This window comes from Oscillospiraceae bacterium MB08-C2-2, assembly GCA_035621215.1.
GTDB lineage: Bacteria > Bacillota > Clostridia > Oscillospirales > Ruminococcaceae > WRAV01.
The window spans coordinates 953,407-973,790 of sequence record CP141729.1 but is presented as its reverse complement, the minus strand read 5'-3'; the positions used below and the strand labels follow the sequence as shown (position 1 = coordinate 973,790).

20 protein-coding genes are annotated in these 20,384 nt (G+C 48.6%); 16 read left to right on the top strand and 4 right to left on the bottom strand.

What is annotated here, in order from left to right:
* Window positions 1-39: 39 nt before the first annotated feature.
* Window positions 40-534: a GNAT family N-acetyltransferase gene (locus U6B65_04295; protein ID WRS28360.1), complete on the bottom strand. Its 495-nt coding sequence runs from the start codon at window positions 532-534 to the stop codon at window positions 40-42.
* A 142-nt stretch (window positions 535-676) separates the two neighbouring features.
* Between U6B65_04295 and U6B65_04290 the strand changes: the two genes are divergently transcribed.
* The 11 genes from U6B65_04290 (at window position 677) to U6B65_04240 (ending at window position 12,416) form a co-directional block, all read left to right on the top strand.
* Entirely contained in the window at window positions 677-2,506 is a 1,830-nt protein-coding gene (locus U6B65_04290) for a DUF87 domain-containing protein (protein WRS28359.1), read from the top strand.
* A 19-nt stretch (window positions 2,507-2,525) separates the two neighbouring features.
* Window positions 2,526-3,005: a hypothetical protein gene (locus U6B65_04285; protein ID WRS28358.1), complete on the top strand. Its 480-nt coding sequence runs from the start codon at window positions 2,526-2,528 to the stop codon at window positions 3,003-3,005.
* A gap of 12 nt (window positions 3,006-3,017) precedes the next feature.
* Entirely contained in the window at window positions 3,018-4,049 is a 1,032-nt protein-coding gene (locus U6B65_04280; protein ID WRS28357.1) for an amidoligase family protein, read from the top strand.
* A 10-nt stretch (window positions 4,050-4,059) separates the two neighbouring features.
* On the top strand, window positions 4,060-4,566 hold the full coding sequence (locus U6B65_04275; protein WRS28356.1) for a gamma-glutamylcyclotransferase family protein: 507 nt from the start codon (window positions 4,060-4,062) through the stop codon (window positions 4,564-4,566).
* Between the two features lie 4 nt (window positions 4,567-4,570).
* Window positions 4,571-6,079, top strand: coding sequence for a peptidoglycan DD-metalloendopeptidase family protein (locus U6B65_04270; GenBank protein ID WRS28355.1), 1,509 nt, complete (start codon window positions 4,571-4,573; stop codon window positions 6,077-6,079).
* Between the two features lie 23 nt (window positions 6,080-6,102).
* On the top strand, window positions 6,103-6,477 hold the full coding sequence (locus U6B65_04265) for a DUF3846 domain-containing protein (GenBank protein WRS28354.1): 375 nt from the start codon (window positions 6,103-6,105) through the stop codon (window positions 6,475-6,477).
* Window positions 6,478-6,490: 13 nt separating this feature from the next.
* Window positions 6,491-6,754: a DUF6103 family protein gene (locus tag U6B65_04260; GenBank protein ID WRS28353.1), complete on the top strand. Its 264-nt coding sequence runs from the start codon at window positions 6,491-6,493 to the stop codon at window positions 6,752-6,754.
* On the top strand, window positions 6,751-7,185 hold the full coding sequence (locus tag U6B65_04255; GenBank protein ID WRS28352.1) for a hypothetical protein: 435 nt from the start codon (window positions 6,751-6,753) through the stop codon (window positions 7,183-7,185). Before U6B65_04260 ends, U6B65_04255 begins: the two co-directional genes overlap by 4 nt.
* A 376-nt stretch (window positions 7,186-7,561) precedes the next feature.
* Entirely contained in the window at window positions 7,562-7,978 is a 417-nt protein-coding gene (locus tag U6B65_04250; protein WRS28351.1) for a hypothetical protein, read from the top strand.
* On the top strand, window positions 7,978-10,848 hold the full coding sequence (gene mobP3, locus U6B65_04245) for a MobP3 family relaxase (GenBank protein WRS28350.1): 2,871 nt from the start codon (window positions 7,978-7,980) through the stop codon (window positions 10,846-10,848). The genes U6B65_04250 and mobP3 overlap by 1 nt, the downstream gene beginning before the upstream one ends.
* A 146-nt stretch (window positions 10,849-10,994) precedes the next feature.
* Entirely contained in the window at window positions 10,995-12,416 is a 1,422-nt protein-coding gene (locus tag U6B65_04240) for a DUF3991 and toprim domain-containing protein (protein WRS28349.1), read from the top strand.
* A gap of 117 nt (window positions 12,417-12,533) precedes the next feature.
* Here U6B65_04240 and U6B65_04235 read toward each other — a convergent pair whose 3' ends face one another.
* The gene (locus U6B65_04235) at window positions 12,534-12,881 is read right to left on the bottom strand and encodes a hypothetical protein (GenBank protein WRS28348.1); all 348 of its coding nucleotides are present in this window, start codon (window positions 12,879-12,881) and stop codon (window positions 12,534-12,536) included.
* Between the two features lie 136 nt (window positions 12,882-13,017).
* On the opposite strand from U6B65_04235, the gene U6B65_04230 reads away from it, so the two are divergent.
* Both U6B65_04230 and U6B65_04225 read left to right on the top strand, forming a co-directional pair.
* The gene (locus tag U6B65_04230; protein WRS28347.1) at window positions 13,018-14,841 is read left to right on the top strand and encodes a type IV secretory system conjugative DNA transfer family protein; all 1,824 of its coding nucleotides are present in this window, start codon (window positions 13,018-13,020) and stop codon (window positions 14,839-14,841) included.
* A 15-nt stretch (window positions 14,842-14,856) separates the two neighbouring features.
* Window positions 14,857-15,123, top strand: a complete 267-nt coding sequence (locus tag U6B65_04225) for a helix-turn-helix domain-containing protein (GenBank protein WRS28346.1) — start codon at window positions 14,857-14,859, stop codon at window positions 15,121-15,123.
* A 257-nt stretch (window positions 15,124-15,380) separates the two neighbouring features.
* On the opposite strand, the gene U6B65_04220 is transcribed toward U6B65_04225, so the two are convergent.
* Window positions 15,381-16,130 (bottom strand): hypothetical protein, encoded by a 750-nt coding sequence (locus U6B65_04220; protein WRS28345.1) that lies wholly within the window; start codon window positions 16,128-16,130, stop codon window positions 15,381-15,383.
* A 295-nt stretch (window positions 16,131-16,425) separates the two neighbouring features.
* Window positions 16,426-17,307, bottom strand: a complete 882-nt coding sequence (locus U6B65_04215; GenBank protein ID WRS28344.1) for a LysR family transcriptional regulator — start codon at window positions 17,305-17,307, stop codon at window positions 16,426-16,428.
* Between the two features lie 185 nt (window positions 17,308-17,492).
* Here U6B65_04215 and U6B65_04210 point away from each other — a divergent pair, with 185 nt between their 5' ends.
* The 3 genes from U6B65_04210 (at window position 17,493) to asd (ending at window position 20,381) form a co-directional block, all read left to right on the top strand.
* Entirely contained in the window at window positions 17,493-18,071 is a 579-nt protein-coding gene (locus U6B65_04210) for a LysE family transporter (GenBank protein WRS28343.1), read from the top strand.
* Between the two features lie 101 nt (window positions 18,072-18,172).
* Window positions 18,173-19,198 (top strand): epoxyqueuosine reductase, encoded by a 1,026-nt coding sequence (locus U6B65_04205; protein WRS28342.1) that lies wholly within the window; start codon window positions 18,173-18,175, stop codon window positions 19,196-19,198.
* A 97-nt stretch (window positions 19,199-19,295) separates the two neighbouring features.
* Window positions 19,296-20,381 carry an aspartate-semialdehyde dehydrogenase gene (gene asd / locus U6B65_04200; protein WRS28341.1) on the top strand — a complete coding sequence of 362 codons (1,086 nt, stop codon included), beginning with the start codon at window positions 19,296-19,298 and terminating at the stop codon, window positions 20,379-20,381.
* The last annotated feature ends 3 nt before the right edge of the window (window positions 20,382-20,384 follow it).

The window sequence follows — 20,384 nt, the reverse complement described above, 5'->3', positions numbered from 1 at the left end:
GCGACATTGCTCGTTTTTGCCATATTGTTGCCGCCTTGGTTATTTGATTTTCATTTTATATAAACCGGAAGTAGGGTCTAACGTAAAGCCGTTTCGTTCAAGTAGCTTTATAGAGTCAATGTTTTCTGGAACCGGATCGGCTATAATCTGTACGGGGTTTTCCTGTTTGAAAATCAGGCTGCATAATTGTTGGACGATTACACTGCCCAGCCCTTTCTTTAGAAAAAACTCTTGCCCAATTAGATAATCAATGCAAAAAGTTCCCTTGGGTTCAGAGTCCCATTCAAAGCCCGGCGGTGTTTTGGAACAGTCATAATACTGGCAAAATCCAATAGGCATATCCTGATAGAGAACGATGTAATGATTGAGCCAGCCGAAGTCACCACTGTCATTTCGGATTTCCGACAACCATTCTTCCGGTTCGCCATACCACTTTTTTATATAATCCTTGTTGAGCCACTCTTCAATAACAGAAAAATCCTCTTTCTTAATTGGGCGTAAGGATAGCATGTTTTTATCAATGATTTTTGTCATGCATTTAATCTCCTTTTTAACGAGTCATGTATCTTATTGTACCTCATTTCTTTATTAAAGTGAACCATTTTACTGCAAGCCGTCACACTTCGTGGCGGCTTTTCCTATACCCAAAATCAAAATTAGAAAGGAAGAAACGCCGATGGCAAGAAAAAGAACCCTACCATCTCCGCCGCAGGAGGATGTGAAAATCAAGGATTTCCTTGACATGATCGCTCCGGGCATCATCAAATTCAACACCGACCACTTCCTCTGCGGTAACACCTACCGCTGTGTGTGGGTGCTGCGGGAATATCCTACCGCCACCGAGGAACAGGCCATCCTGCGTCACCTTGGGGAAAAGGACGGTGTGACCCTGCGTATCTACACCTGTCAGGTAACGGCGGCCGAGGAAAAGAAGATCATCCACAACGCCGCCAACAAAAACCGCATGGATAAGAGCAGTACCAACGATCTCCAGCAGACCGTCACCGCCGAAAGCAATCTGCAGGATGTGGTCACGCTGGTGTCCTCCATGCACCGGAATCGGGAACCGCTCCTGCACTGCGCTGTTTTTCTTGAGCTGACCGCCCACGATTCCGATGGGCTGAAGCTCCTCCAGACCGATGTCCTCACCGAGCTGGTGCGAAGTAAGCTCAACGTGGACCGGCTCATTCTCAGGCAGCGGGAGGGCTTTCTATCTGTCGGTCCGGCCAGCCGGAATGTGTTCGGCAGCCAGTTTGAAAGGGTGCTTCCGGCAAGCTCAGTGGCAAACCTCTATCCCTTCAATTACAGTGGCAAGACCGATCCCCGCGGCTTTTACCTCGGCAGGGACAAGTTCGGCTCCAATATCATCGCGGATTTTGACAAGCGCGACGATGACAAAACAAACGCCAATGTCCTGATACTCGGCAACTCCGGTCAAGGCAAGAGCTATCTGTTAAAGCTCATCCTCTGCAATATCCTCGAATCGGGCAAATCGGTTCTGTGTCTGGACCCCGAGCACGAATATGTGGAGCTGGCTGAAAACCTCGGCGGCTGTTTCATTGACCTTATGTCAGGCCGGTACCGCATCAACCCGCTGGAGCCGAAAACGTGGGACGAAGGTGGCAGCCCGGAGGATACCGACGCGCCCCAGGCGTTCCGGCAGTCCACCAAGCTCAGTCAGCACATCAGCTTTCTCAAGGATTTCTTCCGGTGCTACAAGGATTTTTCGGACCGCCACATTGACGTCATTGAAATCATGCTGGGCAAGCTGTACGAACAATTCGGCATCAGCGACCGCACCGATTTCAGAAAGCTGGCAGCCACGGACTATCCCATTCTGTCCGATCTGTATGCCCTGATTGAAGCCGAGTACAAGGGCTATGACAAGACCAAATACCAGCTCTACCCGCCGGAACTCCTACAGGAAATCCTGCTGGGGCTTCACTCCATGTGCATGGGCGCGGAAAGTCAGTTCTTCAACGGCCACACCAACGTGACCTCAGATCGCTTTATTGTGTTCGGCGTCAAGGGGCTTTTGCAAGCAAGCCGGAACGTCAAAAACGCCCTGCTGTTTAATGTGCTGTCCTTCATGAGCGACAAGCTACTGACCGAGGGCAACACCGCCGCCTCCATTGATGAACTTTATCTGTTCCTCACAAACCTGACGGCTATCGAATATATCCGCAATTTCATGAAGCGTGTGCGCAAAAAGGAGTCGGCGGTGATTCTCGCATCGCAGAACTTGGAGGATTTCAACATTGAGCATATCCGGGAACTAACTAAACCGCTGTTTTCCATCCCAACTCACGCTTTTCTGTTTAACGCAGGCAACATCGACAAGCGGTTCTATATCGATTCCCTCCAGCTGGAGGAATCGGAATACAACCTCATCCGCTTTCCCCAGCGTGGTGTGTGTCTCTATAAATGCGGCATTGAGCGGTATAACCTTGCGGTCCATGCTCCGGCGTATAAGGAAAAATTGTTCGGAACGGCGGGCGGCAGATAACAAAGAAGGGAGAAAAATTGTGAACAGACTTCAACATCAGAAAGAAAACAAAGCGGGGCTCCTTGAAGATATGCTGTCCTTCATCCGCTATACCCCCAACCGGGAAGCGGATCTTTTAGCCTTTATGGAGAAATACCAGAAAGCGGACTGTGACGAACGACCCGTCATTTTGGAGCTGCTCCGGTGCTGCATGGACGGCAAGGAATACCCCAACCCCTACGCCGGGAGCTACCACTATACCCCGGAGGATGTGTCCCTCATGGGCAATATTCTGGATGAATACATTGACGACCTCATGTCCGCAGAGGGTGATCCCGCTGCCGTCTCTGAGTGTGTGCGTGATACGGTGCTGAAGATTAATGCGCTCAACGAGGAATGTGGACGATACCTGATCGATACATGGCGCAGGGAACGGCTGTGCGGCTTCATCAATTCCGCGGCGGAGCTTGCCGGGCTGTCTCAGGAAAAAGACCTGACTCTCCAGCACCGGATGTGGTAAGGCGGTGAGTAAATGGAGCTACAGGCTCAGGATTTTGGAATCGAAATTGAAATGACCGGGCTTACACGAAGCCGCGCTGCTGATGTGATTGCCGGGTATTTCGGCACCACCAGAGAGTATGAGGGCAGCTTTTATGATGCCTATTTCGCAAGGGATTCCACCGGCCGCAAATGGAAGGTCATGAGCGACGGCAGCCTTGATTGCCAACGGAAAGAGGGGCGCAGGAAGGTCAGCGCCGACCGGAACTACAGCGTGGAGCTGGTCAGTCCCATCTGCCAGTACAGAGATATCGAAACGGTGCAGGAGCTGATCCGCAAGCTCCGGGACGCCGGGGCGTTTGTGAATTCCTCCTGCGGCATTCATATTCACATCAACGCCGCGCCCTTTGACGCACCGCACCTTCGCAATCTGGTCAACATTATGGCGGCCAAGGAGGATATGATTTACAAGGCGCTGAAGGTTTCGCGTGGGCGGGAAAGCCACTACTGCCAGAAGATTGACCCCGCTTTTTTAGAGCGGCTCAACCGGCAGAAGCCCACCACCCTCGACCGGCTGAAAAGCCTCTGGTACAACGGCGGCGACGGCAGCCGGGAGCATTATCACCACAGCCGCTATCACTGCCTGAATCTGCATAGTGTGTTTCAAAAGGGCACGGTGGAGTTCCGGGCATTCAACGGAGATTTGCACGCCGGGAAAATCAAGGCGTATATCCAGTTCTGCCTTGCCATGACAGCGCAGGCGCTCAACCAGCGGTCGGCAAGCCCCACCAAGACCCAGTCCAGCAACGAAAAATACACTTTTCGTGTCTGGCTTCTGCGCCTCGGCATGATCGGGGATGAATTCAAAACCGCCCGAAAGCATCTGCTGGATCACTTGGAGGGCTGCATTGCGTGGAAAGACCCTGCGCAGGCACAGCGGCAAAAAGAACGGCTGCGGCAAAAGCGTGAAGCGGAGCAGTCACAGATAGCGCCTGAAGAAGCTGTGCCGGAACCTATATTGGAAGCGGAGGATGAGCAGTCCTCCGCTTTTACTATGTCAATGTAAAGGAGAACGTATGAAAAACGCACGATACTATATTGCCTACGGCAGCAACCTCAATCTGCCGCAGATGGCGCACCGATGCCCCTCCGCCAAGGTGGTGGGCGCATCCGAAATCAAGGATTATGCCCTTGTGTTTCGGGGCGGCAGGCACGGCGCGGTGGCTACCATCGAGCCTTGCGAGGGCTCTTCCGTTCCTGTGCTGCTATGGAATATTACACCGAAAGATGAGCAGGCGCTGGATGTTTACGAGGGCTATCCCAGCTTTTATGAGAAACAGTCTATGGAGCTGCCTCTGGACGACCGGACTGTTTCAGCCATGGTCTATGTGATGACGCCGGGGCATCGGCTCGGCTACCCTTCCGACTATTATTACAATACCATCCGTGAGGGCTACAAAACCGCCGGGTTTGACACTGCTGTTCTGGAGCAGGCGGTGGACTATACCGAGCAGCTTATGGAAAGCGAGCCGGAGCCGGAACAACAGTGTCTGTTCGGGTTTAGCGAAATGAAATGGTGGTGACAGCATGGCAGATCCCGCAACCATCACAGCGGTTGCCAAAGCCGCCGCTGCCGCGCTCTCGGATGAGCGCACCCGAAAGACCATCGGTTGGATCATTGCCGCCGTTCTGTCGCCGCTCATTCTAATCATCGTGCTGGTCTGCTCGTTGCTTTCCGGCACTACCAATCACAACAACACCGCTGTGGAGCTGTGCTTCCATGGCGGTGTGATTCCGGTAAGCATGCCCGCAGAGTATAAAGAGTACATCGGGGATATGCGGCAGAGCTTCACTCTCATAGACGGTGCCATTGCGACAGTGAACGCAGAGATGGAGGGCGGCGATAGCCTTGATGATTACCGGGTCAAGGCTATTTTTTATTCTCTGTTTTTCGGCGCTGAATCCCCCTCTCGACTGGAGCATCGGGAATATGTGGACTGCTTCATGACCTATGAGGAACGCACCCGAACCGTGGAAAACGAGGACGGCGCCACCTCGGAGGAAACCTATACCGTGGCCGTCCCTATTGATTCTCTGCCCACTGTCTACAACAACATCCGTACACTGTTCGGCAGAGCCATTACCTATGAGGATCAGGCCAACGCCAATGAAATTTATTACCGCGCCCGGTACGGCACCGGCGCACCCATGGAGGGGGATGGTTCCGATTCGTGGCAGGACTGGATGCCGGATCAGATAGACGGCTTCTACTCAGCTTTGCCTGTCGGAGAAGCGGGGGCTGAAGCTGTCCGGCTGGGGCTTTCCCGCCTCGGCGACCCCTATTCGCAGGAGCTGCGCGGACAGGGCAGCTACACCGACTGCAGCTATCTTGTGCAGTGGGTGTATAAAAAGTTGGGTGTCAATCTCCCCGGCACGGCTGCGGCGCAGGGAAAATACTGCGTGGACAAAGGGCTGACCATTGCGAAATCCAGCCTCGCTCCAGGTGACTTGGTGTTCTGGAGCCACAAACCAAACGGCCGCTTCATGAACATTACCCACGTTGGCATCTACGCCGGGGACAGCAAGGTGGTGGATGCGTCCTCTTCCAGAGGGGAGGTTGTCTACCGGGATTTGTTTGACTCCGGCAAGCAGGTTCTGTACGCAAGGCCCTATGCCGAAGCACCGGAAACCTCCGGCTCCGGCTTTATTTCCCCGCTGGGAAAGAGCTGGCGCTCCATGGTGACCTCCGAGTTCGGCGGCAGGACGGACCCCATCACCGGGCAGCAGGCGGGACATTCCGGCATTGACCTCGGCGCATCGAAAGGCACCTCCATCCGTTCAGCCAAAGCGGGGACAGTGAAAACCGTGGTCTATGGCAGCACCGGCTACGGCTATTATCTGACCATTGAACACGGCGGCGGGCTGGTCACCTTATACGGGCACTGCTCTGTGATTCTCGTCCGGGAGGGGCAGACCGTAAAATCCGGCGAAACCGTTGCCAAGGTGGGCTCCACCGGGCGAAGCACCGGAAACCATCTGCACTTCGAGGTGCGGGTGAACGGTGTGAAGCAGAATCCAAGAAACTATCTGCCGTAAAAATAGAAAGAAGGGATGATTTTATGAGTGAAAATATGCTTCGTATCTTAAAGATTGAGCCGGGGCAAGCACCCCACGTCAAGGAAATCCAAAATGACCTTGCCAGCCTGCAGGCGGAGGTGGGCGGCTGGATTGAATGCATCAGCTTTCCAAATGGCTGCGTTGCTGTCTGCAATGAGGAAGGCAAATTGAACGGAATGCCGCCCAACAGAAGGCTGGGCGCAGATATTATCTGCGGTCCTTTTTTTGTCTGCGACACTACCCGCGACGGAAATTTCACCTCTCTCAGCAAGAGTAAGGTGGCTGAATACAGCCAGCTTTTTGAGGAAATCCCCGAATTTACTGGACAGGAGCCGGAGCTTCAGCCCGGTATCACCTTTATCGGTTTTGAGTATTAAGGAGGGCACTAATATGAAAAAAGAAAGCATCACCATACAAATGGACGGAGAAAAACTCCGTGCCGTCAAGCGCTATATGGGGAAAAAGGATGCCGATCTCACGCAGGAGCTTTGCGATTCCTTGCAAAAGCTCTATGAGAAATATGTCCCCACTACCGTCCGGGAATACATTGACGAAGGAGCAGATGACGAATCTTCCACCACAGCCTCCCCCAAAAAGCAGAGAGAAAAAAGCACGGCCGCAGCGGTCAACGAGCCGCGGGAGGTAAGCCGATGAGCGGAAATCCTCCGGCACAGATGCATGGTCAGGAACTGACAACAGCCACCCGGCTCGAAGAAAAAGACATCTCTTTCTCCGATGAAATCATGGAAATGGACGGGCGGCTCAACTTTTATATCAACACAGATTTTGATGTGGACGCGGTATTCGGAACCAACGTGCAAACGACGGGGAACGATGATTGGCTCAATGTATACGCCAACTTTGACATGGAGCCCCGGCAGGTCTGCGATACGCTGGACATCGAACTGCACCGGGGCGATGGCGGCGAGGAAACACGCAGCTATCCCATCAACGATGCGGAAAAGGCGATGCTTTACGCCAAGATGGATGCGTATTGCCGGCAGGAAAATGGAATCTCCCTGCCAGAGTATTGTGATGCGCTTATGCAGGAGCAAAGCCTCACCCAAATGCCGTCCATGGGATAACACACCGTTCCCCCAGCGTTGCCCCTTGTTCGCCCCTGTGTGCCGTTTTGACCGCGGGGGTGGCATCCACGCACCTCTCCCAGCTCAAACGGCAACGTGAGGGCTTTGTGCAAGGCGTTTAGAAAAGCGCACCAGGCCCCGAATCCGGCAGCTCCCCATGGTCGAAAAGAGAGCAGGATAAAGGCGGGTGGTCGCAAGCGCCCTCCCGCCAACCACTTCGCCCAGCAGTGCTGGGCGTTTTTCGCACTTCCACATGAGGTGGTCGGATTGCGGCTTTGTCACAACCAAGGTGGTCGGAATCTACGAAAACGTAAGGAAACAAAGGAATTTGCACGGTCATCTCATAGGTGGACACCCAAGAAAGGTCGGATTTCACATGAAAAATAATAAGGAACGGACGGCGGTCTGGCTGTATCCCGAAACCATTGAACGGCTGGACGGCTGGCTGCCAAAGGATAACTGCAAGAGCCGCAGCGAGTTTATTGAAAAGGCTCTCAGCTTTTACATGGGCTACCTTGGGACGGAGGACATCTCCTCCTATCTCTCCAAGGCTTTGCTTGCATCCATCCAGGGCACATTGCAAAAGACCGAGAACCGGGTGGCAAACAATCTGTTTCGGCTTTCAGTGGAAATCAGCATGATGATGCATCTGCTGGCAACTACGCTGGATATTACCGATGAGGAACTGCACCGGCTCCGCGGTCGGTGCGTTGCCGAGGTAAAACGGACCAGAGGAAAAATCCGTCTGGACGATGCGGTGGATTTCCAGAGCAGCCCTGAGGCGGAAGAATAATGGCCCGCATCATTCTCAAGTGCCCCTACCTCAAAGGCGGGGAAAAGACTGCCGCCCATTTAAGTAACCTCGTCAAATACATCGCCACCCGCAACGGCGTAGAAAAAATGGATAGCGGTCATAAGCTCTGGCACTCCACCAAAAAACAAAAAGATTTGATTGCACAGATACTCCGGGAGTTTCCCGATGCCAAGGAACTGTTTGAATATGAGGATTACCTCGAAAATCCCAACCGGGGAAACGCCTCTGAATTTATCACCATTGCATTGGAACAGCATCTTGATAAAATCAGCGACCGGGAGAAATATCTGGACTACATTGCAAACCGTCCCCGTGTCGAAAAGTTTGACAGCCACGGCTTATTTACAGCGGGTGACGAGCCTCTGGTTTTATTACAGGTCGCTGATGAAGTAGCCGGCCACACCGGAAATGTGTGGACTCCGATTATCTCCCTGCGCCGTGAGGATGCCGCACAGATGGGATATGACAACGCGCCTGCATGGAAGGCTCTGCTTTCCGAAAAGGCTATGGAGATTGCGGAGAATCTAAAAATCCATCCGGACCACCTCAAATGGTACGCCGCTTTCCACAACGAGTCCCACCATCCCCACATCCACATGGTCTGCTACAGTACCCACCGGGGAGAAGGCTATCTCACCAAACAGGGCATTAAAAAAATAAAGTCCTCTCTGGCAAATGAGATTTTCCGTCAAGAGCTTATACCACTTTACGGAGAAAAGACACAGCGGCGGGATGACCTCAAGAAACAGGCGGCCGAGTCCATGCGGGAGATGATCCGTCAGATGAAAGGCGGCGTTTTACAAAGCGACCGCATGGAGCAGCTCCTCACACTTCTTGCCGAGCGACTGCAAACGGTCGGTGGCAAAAAACAGTACGGCTATCTGGGGCCAGACCTGAAAAATATCGCGGACAAAATTGTGGATGATCTGGCACAGGACAGCCGTGTCTCGGAAGCCTACCGTCTGTGGTGGGAAACCAGGGGCCGAATCGAATCCATCTACACAGAAACCTCATCCGAGCCGCCGCCTCTTTCCCGCTGTGATGATTTTAAGCCCATCCGCAACATGGTCATCCAGGAGGCCCTGCTGATAGGGAGCATGACCTTTGAGGAACCGGCATCCGTGGAAACCGCCCTGCCGGAGCCGGACAACGATCTGGAGATACCCCTCTCTGACATGGCGGATGAAGAAAATCAGGAACCGATACATGATTCCGGAGGGCAGCCCTCCAGCGATGAAGCCTCTGACGATAAGGAATCTTCCGGCTCATGGTGGACGGATGGCTACAAGCAGGCAAAGCAATATTTGTACGGTGATGAGGATACCGGAATCCCGCAGGACTTTGAAAAAGCCCGTGAACTCTTCCTTGCGGAAGCGGATAACCCTCTTGCACTGTATGACCTTGGCAGAATGGCCGCCGATGGTCTTGGCTGCGAAGCGGATGCCGATGAAGCCTATCGTTGGTACGAAAAGGCTCTTGCTGTCTTTCATGGGGCCGAGGAAGAAAAAGCATGGAAATACACCGAATACCGCATAGGAAAAATGTACGCCGCAGGGCTTGGCACGGAGCAGGACTATCTGCAAGCGGTCGATTGGCTCACCCTGTCCGCAGATGAGAATTATAAGTACGCACAGTATTCTCTCAGCGGTCTGTATTACCATGGCAAGGGTGTGAATCAGGATCATGAAACTTCTTTTGCCCTCTATACCCGCTCCGCGGACCAGAGCTTCCCCTATGCCAGTTTTGAACTTGGTAAAATGCTGCGGGACGGAATCGGCTGTGTAAAAAATCAGCAGGACTCTGACCGCCGTTTCAAGGAAGCCTTTCTCGGTTTTGTTTCCTTGGAGGAACAGAACCATGACGATAAGCTCCAGTACCGTTTGGGCTGGATGCTTCTAAACGGCGTAGGTACAGACAAGGATGAAGCCAGAGCAAAGGAATACTTTGATAAGGCGGCATCCGTGGGAAACCCCTTTGCCTGCTACCAGCTTGCCAAACTCATCCTCTCCGATGAAAAAGCACCGCCGCAGGATGTGGAGAAAGCCCTCGGCTACCTGAGAAAAGCGGTGGAGGCTGAGAATCCCTATGCCGCATATTTTCTTGGCAAGCTCTATGAAAAGGGACAGCACGTTCCGCAAAATATCGCAGAGGCAATACGACTCTATACTCTGTCGGCAGGACAGGACAATGACTTTGCCGCATACCGGCTCGGCAAGCTGTACCTCGGCGGTGAGGGCGTACTGAAGGATGTGGAGTCCGCCATTCACTGGCTTACATTTGCCGCCGACAGAAAGAACCAATTTGCTGAATATGCCCTCGGCGTCCTCTACTTCAAGGGGGAGGATGTTCTGAAGGATGTCCCCAAATGCCTGGAATACCTAAAACGGTCTGCCGGTCAGGGGAATCAGTTTGCACAGTACCGGCTGGGCAAGATTTACCTCATGGGCGAGGATGTGCCAAAGGATATTCAGACTGCCCTGCAATTTCTGACGGCTGCCGCAGAACAGGGAAATCAGTATGCGCAGTACACCCTCGGCAAGTTGTATCTGATGGGAAAAGATGTCCCCCAAGATAAAGAAACTGCCGTCCTCTGGTTTACCCTCTCGGCAGCACAGGGCAACATTTACGCCCAATTTTTCCTCGACCATATGGATGATTTCAAAGACCCCTCCGTTCTGCTGGCGGGAACACGGCTCCTGCATCACATGAGCCGTGTTTTTGCAGACAACACCCCGCCGCTGAAACCGCCCGGCCAGCGAACCGACCGTAAGCTCCTCCGCAAGCTCCGTGAGAAAAAGCAGGCACAGGGTCATGCGAGGGATGACCACGAACAGACCATGTCATTATAATGATTGGAGGATAACCGTGAAAAAACAGAAAAAGAAAATCGAGCTGCCGCCTATCAAGGAGAAATCGCGTAAGAGCTATTGCCGTCCTGTAAAAAGGGCGGCTTTTTTTCATAGAATCGGCACTCGCCATAAATAGGAGGTGGACCATGGGTGTATATGTGCATTTTTCGGATGACCAAAAATACCGTGCCAACAACGTGGACCTTGTGGACTTTCTCCAGCGGCGCGGTGAGAAGCTGATTCCCAGCGGCCGGGATAAGCGGCTGGCATCCGACCGCAGCATCACCGTCCGGGGAAACGAGTGGTACGATCACTCCGCAGAGAGCGGCGGATATGCCATTGACTTCGTGCGGCAGTTCTATGGACTGTCTTTCCCTGAAGCGGTGACCATGCTGCTGGGCGGTGAGCAGGGCGAAGTCTACAGGCCCGCCTCGCAAAAGAAACAGGAGCCAAAACAGCCCTTTGCCCTTCCGAATCCCCACAGCGATATGCGCCGTGTCTATGCCTACCTTACTAAAACCCGGCTCATTGACCGTGAGGTGGTCAGTTACTTTGCCAGAGCAAAGCTCCTGTATGAGAGTTGCGAAAAATCCAAGGATGGCATAAAAGAATACCATAATGCAGTCTTTGTGGGATACGATGAAAACGGAGTTCCCCGCCATGCCCATAAACGGGGGCTCTATACCGAGGGAACCGGCTTCAAGGGGAATGTGGAGAGCTGCGATCCGGCATACAGCTTCCACCACATCGGCATAAGCAACAGCCTCTATGTGTTTGAGGCTCCCATCGACTTGCTGTCTTACATCACCCTGCATCCCAAGGACTGGCAGAACCACAGCCATGTGGCACTCTGCGGTGTTTCCGAATACGCCATGCTGAAGATGCTGGAACTGCATCCGAACCTAAACCATGTAGTCCTGTGTCTGGATCATGACGAGGCGGGGATCGAAGCCTCGGAGAAATATCACGATCTGCTTATAGAAAAGGGTGTCTCATGTGATAAGGATTTGTCTATACACAAGGACTGGAACGAGGATATCAAGGCAAATCACGGACTACCGGCAATCCCTGCCGAGGAACATCCCCAGCATTTAATTCGGGATGAAATCTGCCGGGAGCTTACCGAAACGGCAATGACTGTGAAATCCAACTGTTCCGCTAACACCCTGTCGGCTCTGCTCTTGAAAGCCCGATCCTATCTGCATTGGGGACAATTTTCAGAGGCGGATGAATGTCTTAGGGAAATGTGCCGCCTCTCCGTAGCTGCCGCTGCGAGGGAGTACCGGCAGATGAATCACAGCCGGGATATCTCCGTGGTGCAAAGCCGTCTGCATAGTGGTTTCAGGACTTATGAAAATCGAGGGCACCTGAAAACACGGCTGGATTTACTGGAATCCGACATCATGGCTCTGCGGGGCTTTGAGCGTGTGGTGACCGCCGGTGAAAAGGAAAAGCTGGCAGAATGCTATGAACACATTGCTGCTCAGGGACTTAAGGGAGCGATTCTGCTGGAGAAGCATCGGCAGAAGATGGAGCAGAGTCAGCGTCAGGCTCTGACGATGGCTTAAAAAAGGCCGAGCGATCATTTCCTGACTACTTTGCCTGACTTACAAGGGTAAATAAATTAAGTGCTGATTAGATATTCTGACAAAGTGGAATTTGTGAGTTTCTCTTGATGCTCATTTTTACACAATATTTTCACCTAAAATAATTTTAGGCATAGTAGTTAAACATCTATTCCATCGCTTATAAAATTGTTCAAGCCCTAATTTTGATACTCTTGCGTGTGTTTCTTCATCACGGACAGTCCAATGTAAGACATAGGTCACCTTACCAACATATCTTGTGAGAGTAATTGGTAATTCCCCTTGTTTTACGGCATTAAAATCAGTTTGACGATGTGTGCGCTTAATATATTTAACGTCAATTACACCCTCTTGCTGCATATAAAATTCTGCCACTTCTTTCATAAGAGTCTCAATCTCATCTTGCTTTTCAATTTTAGCTTCATAAATACAAATTTCGTTAAACATCTATCCACCTCCATCCTAAACAATATAAATAACCTACACTTTAAATTCAAATTTATCGCTATACTGCACGTTTTAACACACTACAACTTTTTCAAGTATTTTACCACTAAATCAATCGAAAAGAAAGGAGTATACCATGCCATCTCAAGTCTATATTTTGATTGCAGCGGCCGCCGTGATGTTTTTCGTCATCGGCGGCCTTTCCCTTTTGGCCCACTATTATACCCTAAACGGAATCAAGTCCCGCACGGTAGGTGACGGCCAGCACGGTACGGCACGATTCGCATCAAAACAGGAAATCAAAAATACCTATCAGCACATCCCCTTTCAGCCGGAGCTGTGGAGGCAGGGCCAATGCCTCCCCACTGCCGCCGAGCAGGGAATCATTCTCGGATGCGTAGGTGCGAAAAACAAGATCACGGCGATGGTGGACACTGACGATGTCCACTGCCTCATGATCGGTGCGTCCGGTGTCGGGAAAACTGCATACTTTTTATACCCCAACCTGGAATACGCCTGTGCCTCCGGGATGAGTTTTTTATCGACCGACACCAAGGGCGATCTGTATCGGAACTACGGAGCCATCGCCCGTGACTACTACGGCTACCATGTGGCGGTCATCGACCTCAGAAACCCCACCCGCTCGGACGGCAACAATATGCTCCATCTGGTGAACACCTACATGGATCAGTACCTTGCCGACGAAAACAATCTTGTGGCAAAGGCGAAAGCAGAGAAATACGCCAAGATTATCTCCAAAACCATCATCAACGCCAGCAGTGAAAATTACGGACAGAATCAGTTTTTTTACGATGCCGCCGAAGGACTCCTCTCCTCAGTGATTCTGTTGATTGCCGAGTATATGCCTCCCACTGAAGCAGATGGAAAAAAGGTGGACTGCCGCCATATCATCAGCGTGTTCAAATTGGTTCAGGACTTGCTGGCGCCCAGCAAGGTAAAGGGGAAAAGCCAGTTCCAGCTTTTAATGGACAAACTGCCCTCCGACCACAAGGCCCGCTGGTTTGCAGGAGCCGCCCTGAATTCAGCAGAGCAGGCAATGGCATCGGTGCTCTCCACCGTGCTATCCCGTTTGAATGCTTTTCTCGATTCCGAAATGGAACAGATTCTGTGTTTTGAAACAGCCATTGATGCGGAGAAATTCTGCAATCAAAAATCCGCTCTGTTTATCGTACTTCCCGAAGAAGATTTGACCAAGTATTTTATGGTCAGCCTTATGATCCAGCAGCTTTACCGGGAGATCCTCGCGGTTGCGGATGAGAACGGAGGCAAACTGAAAAACCGTGTGATGTTCTACTGTGATGAGCTTGGGACGCTTCCAGCCATTGAATCGCTCGAATTAATTTTCAGTGCCTCACGCTCACGCCGGCTTGGGATGGTGCCGATCATACAATCCTTCGGCCAGCTTGAAAAGAATTACGGCAAGGAGGGTGCGGAAATCATCGTAGATAACTGCCAGGACACCATCTTCGGCGGCTTCGCGCCCAATAGCCAGACCGCCGAGGTACTCTCCAAGGCGCTGGGCAGTCGCACCGTCATGAGCGGCAGCATCAGCCGCGGAAAGAACGATCACAGCCAGTCACTGCAGATGATGGAGCGCCCTCTGATGGCGCCGGATGAACTCAAATCCATTCCCAAAGGAAACTTTGTCGTCATGAAAACCGGCACACATCCAATGCGGACAAGACTGCGGCTGTTTCTGGATTGGGGCATCCGCTTCGGAAAGCCCTATACCATGGCGGAAAAGGCGCACCGCAAGGTAGTGTACGCCGACAAGCAGACGCTGGAGGAAAACATTGTCCGCAAGCACGTGGCCTGCCTGATGGTGGATGAGGAAACCGGGGAAATCCTTAAACCGCCCACCGGCACCGGCGTGCTCCACACACTCGTGGCAGAGCCTCCCGCAGAGCTACAAAAGCGACGAAGTCATATCCGAACGTAAAGGAGCTGATAATCCATGAGCTATTTTAATCACATTTATGCCGCCTCGCCTGATGAACTTCCCCATCGGGCAAGAGCGGTTTATATCTATCTCCGTGATCGCGCTGGAAGGGGGGCGGACTGCTGGCCTGCGGTCAAAACCATTGCCGCTGACTTGCAGCTCTCCCGAAGCACTGTGAAACGTGCCCTGCATGATTTGGTGAAGGCGGGACTGATTGAAAAGGAGTCTCGCTACCGGGAGAACGGCAGCAACACCAGCAACCGGCTGATTCTAAAAAGTTAGCTGGACTGCAAAAAAGCGAAAAGACGGATTTCCCGCCAAGGGGGATTTCCGCCTTTTTGCTGAACCCAGGTGTGGTTCATGATGAACCCACCGGAACCTCTCACTCTAAGAATATTTATTACAGAGAAAGTAGAAAGGGTATCTCTTTATATTTTTATATAACCCTAAACGATTGCGACCTGATCAGCTTTTCTCTTTCTGTGATAGAAAAAAGAACCTGAGCCGAATAAGAAACAAAAGAAGATAATTTCATTTGACTATTCGGCAAAATGTGGTTCATCTGCTATGGCACGAAGAATTTCTCCTGCGACATCTACCTGCTCCTGAGTTCCGGATATACCAATCCAGCAGCAGCCCTCGGCACCTTTAATTCCTCCGGCTGCAATGAGTTCTGCAGAAACGCCGGTTAATAATTTGATCGCTTCTAATTCTGTAATAATGGTACCGCTAACTGGCAACATACGTAAACCTGTGGAAGCCGGATCATTTAATTTGGCAGCAATTTCCCCAATGTTTCCAAATATCCGTTTTTCCAAGCCTACCGGAATGATCAGTTCTGTACGCCTTCCGACAACGGCAGGCAGTATTGCTGCGCTGGTACCAAGGGCAGGATTACCAATTTGAATGCCTGCCAGCTTTCTTTCAGGATCTACGGCATTGGCACCTTTTAAAATGATGTCATACTGTCCTAAGGACGAAGCTACATCAAAAATTGTCTTCCCTTTTTGCCAAATTCCTTTCTCAATAACAATATCGGATTCGGAGTAATTTCCATCTGTCACTTTTTTACCGGGGCCCAAGTTAATACCTCGCATAAACGACGCTTTTAAAAAATCTTCCGCTTGTCCAATTCTAGACAGAAGTTCTTCTGCAATGTACCCGTTGGTACTTCCTGAAATGATGACAATAGTGTGGTTATCCAGTGCATCCTTGATTTGCGGTAACGATACGACAGCCTTAGCAATCAATCGTTTACCTGCGGGAATTGTGAGCATATATTGTTTCATATCTTAATCTCCTTTATGTTCTTCCTAATAAGGATTTCTAAACACAATATTTTTTATGGAAGCTTTGACTTAAAAAATTTGGATATATATTGATCGTTTTGGGTTCTTATTATAAATAAAATTCTTGTCAGTTAATTTTTCGGTCTATTTTAGTTTGAGATATTGTGCTTTTCTCAGTAATGGGTTTACCTGCAGGTAACAATAAGTTCATCGTATTTCAATTCTGTAGTAATTAAGCAGGGATAGCTAGTCATATCAACTGCAAGAGTAGGGGTGTTAATAAAATATTTAATGGCTATTTTGTAATGCATAGGTCTATAAATGCTTGCATAAGTGGGCTAATCCATTTGTTCTTATGATAACCGCATACAGCAGAGATTTGTGCACCGGATAAATCTGTCGGGATTTCGACCAGTTCACCGCTGTAGAGTTCTTCCTGAACGGAAAATCTGGGGAGAAAGGATATACCGACAGTGCTCTTAACTAAATTTTTTATTGTAGGAATACTCCATAATTCAATTGTGTGGTCAAGTAGAATAGATTTTTCACATATGTACCGTTCAAAAATTTGCCTAAAAATACAATTTGGTTCATTAATGATGAAAGAAACGGGAATTTGTTGGTCAGGAGTGATAAAATCCGGATAGCTTTCCTTTGTTTCAGGAGAAGCAACCAATATGAGCGGAAATATTCCCATTGGCTGGGTTATTAAATTAGAACCATACCCACCTACGTCTTCATAAAAGATCCCTATATCAAGAGTTCCATTTATAAGCTCGTCGCGAATGTCATAGCAGTTCATGGAGCGAAGGAATAGACGAGCATTAGGAACTTGCTGATGAAATTCCTTAAGAATTGGCGGCATTTTATAACATAACTGGGTTTCTGCAATACCTATATGTAAATCGCCTTGACATTCTGCTAAGTCATTTTCAAAGTAACGCATTCTGTTGATGGATGCAAGAACATCATCTACATATGGTAAAAGCTGCTTTCCAGCTTTCGTCAATACCATACGCCGACCAATTTTTTCAAACAGTTTTGTTGATAATTCTTGTTCCATCTGTCCCATCTGAAACGTAATAGTAGACTGCGTATAATTAAGTTTTGCTGCTGCTTTTATGAAGCTACCTTCCTCCACAATTGTCTTAAATGTATTAAGATACTTGAAATCCAAAGTCATCACCTCGTTAATTATTCAAAAATATTGAATTCTAAATTCTAATATTTCAATTTGAATGAACTTTACTTAAATGTTATCATAGCATTATAGGGACATAAATGCAATAGCGTATTTCTGAATTTAAATGTCTTAAAATGCTGTATACATACAGTAAATTTCACCTTTGGAGGGTACATATTATGAATTTCTCAGCTTTTTTTTCTTACACATTTTTAACAGCCTATACACCTGGACCCAATAATATTATGTCTATGACAAATGCTGGGCGCGATGGCTTTAAACGATCTATTCCGTTTTTTGGTGGAATTTTTTCTGGGTTCGTTATAGTAATGTCAGCCTGTGCCGCCTTTTCTACGTTGTTGTACGAGTATATTCCATCCATTAAACCGGCAATGATTTATATAGGAGCGGCTTACATTCTTTATTTAGCATGGACAGTATGGAGGGACAAGCCACATAAAAGCAACGGCATAACGCATGCTAATTCTTTTTTATCGGGAATGCTCCTCCAATTTGTTAATGTAAAAATTATACTGTATGGAATTACTGCAATGTCATCATACGTTTTGCCACATTACCACGATATAGCTACAATTGAGATGTTTGCATTATTGCTTGCAGTGATTGGCACCTCGGGCTGTCTTTGCTGGGCTGTCTTTGGTGCGGTTTTTGAAAAATTATTTAACAAATATCGAAAAGCTATTAATGCAATTATGGCCTTATTGTTAGTATATTGTGCCATTTCATTATTTTTATAAAAACAGTAGACACTCCATTATAACAAATGAGACAACGCCTTAGAGATAGCATTAATTTGCTTAATGGGTGAGACAATGGTCAAGGAAGGTATGAATCTAGCATGGAGATAGCACAGTTAATACGTCAAAAAGCTCTTAAGCTTGGTTATGAAAAATGCGGCATTATTCCCGTCGGTATGATGTCTGAATATGAGAACAAATTGAATGAACGGACGCAAAAGATACCGGAGTCGCAGCTCTTCTATCAAGGACAGCAGCGTCTTGTAAAATTTAAAGAGGAGTTTCCTTGGGCAAAATCTGTTGTGGTCTTGACGGTACCATATTCGAAATATCATGTTCCAGAATCAATGGGTGGGCATATTGCAAAAAAGTATTTATTAGATACCCGCATTGATGAAAATACAAAAGAATATCAAAATAGTGTGGAATTGGAGCAATATATAAGAGCTCTTGGGATGCGAACTTCCACCAACCGAAAGTTCGGTTTAGTTGGGTTGCGCTGGGCAGCTATGCAGGCCGGGCTTGGTATTATCAGGAGAAATAATTTTTTCTACACCGAATCTGGCTCGTATATTAGTATCGAAGCATTTTTGACTGATTATGAAATGAAACTGGTTGAAGAGCAAAAACTTTCCCCTTGCCCCAATAACTGTGACCGCTGTATTAAGGCTTGTCCTACCGAATCGCTGTGCGAAGCGTATACGATGAATCCATTGAAATGTGTTTCTTTTTTAACGACCTTTGGGGGAAGAGATCTTTTAAAAAATTCTTTAGCCATGCAATTTGGAGAGTGGATTTACGGCTGCGATGTTTGTCAAGATGTATGCCCGATGAATCGTGGAAAATGGATAGGAAAAGAGAAATTTCCTCAATTAGAAGCGCTGTCAGACATTTTAACTGCAGAAAGCATTTTAAAAATGGATGAGAAAACCTACAAAGAGAAAGTTCAACCCAAATTTTTTTACCTTACTCCAGATGAGCTATGGAAATGGCAAGTAAATGCACTAAACTTTATGGATAATCACTTTGATGAAAAATATAGGTCCTCTATTATAGAATCCTGTAATAGCAGCTATTCCAAAGTGCGGAAAATGGCAACTGCCATTTGTATAAAAAGAGAGCTTTAAAAAAAGTTATTAGAATTTATTATTGATGTAATTTGTCAATCGTTTTTTATTTCAGCAAGACTAATAATGTGTTGTTGCCTTAATAGGAGAATCTATCATGACTGAAAAAATACGAGTTGGTATATTAGGTGCTACTGGTACCGTGGGGCAAAGATTTGTATCTTTGCTTTCTAATCATCCATGGTTTGAAATTTCTGCGTTAGCTGCCAGTGAACGATCTGCAGGAAAAACTTATCAGGAAGCCTTAAGTGGACGTTGGAGCATGTACACACCGCTCTCAGAACGGTTAAAATCTATGAACATCCAAAGTATTTATGATATAGACAGCATTTCTGAGCAGGTGGATTTTGTGTTCAGTGCCGTTAGTATGCCAAAGGAAGAAATTAAAGTAATTGAAGAAGAATATGCAAGACATGAAACACCTGTTGTTTCTAATAACAGCGCTCATAGATGGACCGCAGATGTGCCGATGATTTTGCCAGAAGTCAATCCACATCATTGTGAATTAATTATAAAACAGAGAGAGCGGTTAGGAACACAACGAGGATTTATTGTTGTAAAACCAAATTGTTCTATTCAAAGTTATACCCCTGTATTGACAGCATGGAGAGAATTTGAACCATATGAAGCAGTGGTGACAACATACCAGGCAATTTCCGGGGCGGGGAAAAATTTTGATACGTGGCCTGAAATGATTGAGAATATAAATCCGTTTATCCCTGGTGAAGAAGAAAAAAGTGAGCAAGAGCCTTTGCGGATATGGGGCGGTATTGAGAACGGATTAGTTGTGCCAGCAAGGGAGCCGAAAATTACTTGTCAGTGTATTCGCATACCTGTTTTATATGGGCATACTGCTGCAGTATTTCTTAAATTTCGCAACAAACCAACAAAAGAGCAATTGATTAATAAGCTTTTGGAATTTAAAGGTGAGCCACAACTCATGAATTTGCCCAGCGCACCAAAACAGTTTATTCAATACCTCTATAACGATGATCGACCACAAATTAAATTAGACGTAAACTACGAAAATGGTATGGGAATAAGCATTGGAAGAATCCGCCCAGATAGTATATATGACTGGAAATTTGTTGGGCTTTCCCATAACACCATACGTGGTGCAGCTGGAGGCTCTGTTTTATGCGCTGAACTACTTACGATGAAAGGCTACATTGGAAAGCATTGAGAT

What these genes read in the sequence shown, in the direction of transcription:
- U6B65_04230 (WRS28347.1), top strand. Translation starts at nt 13,018, where the DNA reads ATGCCATCTCAAGTCTATATTTTGATTGCAGCGGCCGCCGTGATGTTT.
- U6B65_04280 (WRS28357.1), top strand. Translation starts at nt 3,018, where the DNA reads ATGGAGCTACAGGCTCAGGATTTTGGAATCGAAATTGAAATGACCGGG.
- U6B65_04220 (WRS28345.1), bottom strand. Translation starts at nt 16,130, where the DNA reads ATGAAACAATATATGCTCACAATTCCCGCAGGTAAACGATTGATTGCT.
- U6B65_04235 (WRS28348.1), bottom strand. Translation starts at nt 12,881, where the DNA reads ATGTTTAACGAAATTTGTATTTATGAAGCTAAAATTGAAAAGCAAGAT.
- U6B65_04225 (WRS28346.1), top strand. Translation starts at nt 14,857, where the DNA reads ATGAGCTATTTTAATCACATTTATGCCGCCTCGCCTGATGAACTTCCC.
- U6B65_04240 (WRS28349.1), top strand. Translation starts at nt 10,995, where the DNA reads ATGGGTGTATATGTGCATTTTTCGGATGACCAAAAATACCGTGCCAAC.
- U6B65_04260 (WRS28353.1), top strand. Translation starts at nt 6,491, where the DNA reads ATGAAAAAAGAAAGCATCACCATACAAATGGACGGAGAAAAACTCCGT.
- asd (WRS28341.1), top strand. Translation starts at nt 19,296, where the DNA reads ATGACTGAAAAAATACGAGTTGGTATATTAGGTGCTACTGGTACCGTG.
- U6B65_04295 (WRS28360.1), bottom strand. Translation starts at nt 534, where the DNA reads ATGACAAAAATCATTGATAAAAACATGCTATCCTTACGCCCAATTAAG.
- U6B65_04205 (WRS28342.1), top strand. Translation starts at nt 18,173, where the DNA reads ATGGAGATAGCACAGTTAATACGTCAAAAAGCTCTTAAGCTTGGTTAT.
- U6B65_04265 (WRS28354.1), top strand. Translation starts at nt 6,103, where the DNA reads ATGAGTGAAAATATGCTTCGTATCTTAAAGATTGAGCCGGGGCAAGCA.
- U6B65_04275 (WRS28356.1), top strand. Translation starts at nt 4,060, where the DNA reads ATGAAAAACGCACGATACTATATTGCCTACGGCAGCAACCTCAATCTG.
- mobP3 (WRS28350.1), top strand. Translation starts at nt 7,978, where the DNA reads ATGGCCCGCATCATTCTCAAGTGCCCCTACCTCAAAGGCGGGGAAAAG.
- U6B65_04255 (WRS28352.1), top strand. Translation starts at nt 6,751, where the DNA reads ATGAGCGGAAATCCTCCGGCACAGATGCATGGTCAGGAACTGACAACA.
- U6B65_04270 (WRS28355.1), top strand. Translation starts at nt 4,571, where the DNA reads ATGGCAGATCCCGCAACCATCACAGCGGTTGCCAAAGCCGCCGCTGCC.
- U6B65_04250 (WRS28351.1), top strand. Translation starts at nt 7,562, where the DNA reads ATGAAAAATAATAAGGAACGGACGGCGGTCTGGCTGTATCCCGAAACC.
- U6B65_04210 (WRS28343.1), top strand. Translation starts at nt 17,493, where the DNA reads ATGAATTTCTCAGCTTTTTTTTCTTACACATTTTTAACAGCCTATACA.
- U6B65_04290 (WRS28359.1), top strand. Translation starts at nt 677, where the DNA reads ATGGCAAGAAAAAGAACCCTACCATCTCCGCCGCAGGAGGATGTGAAA.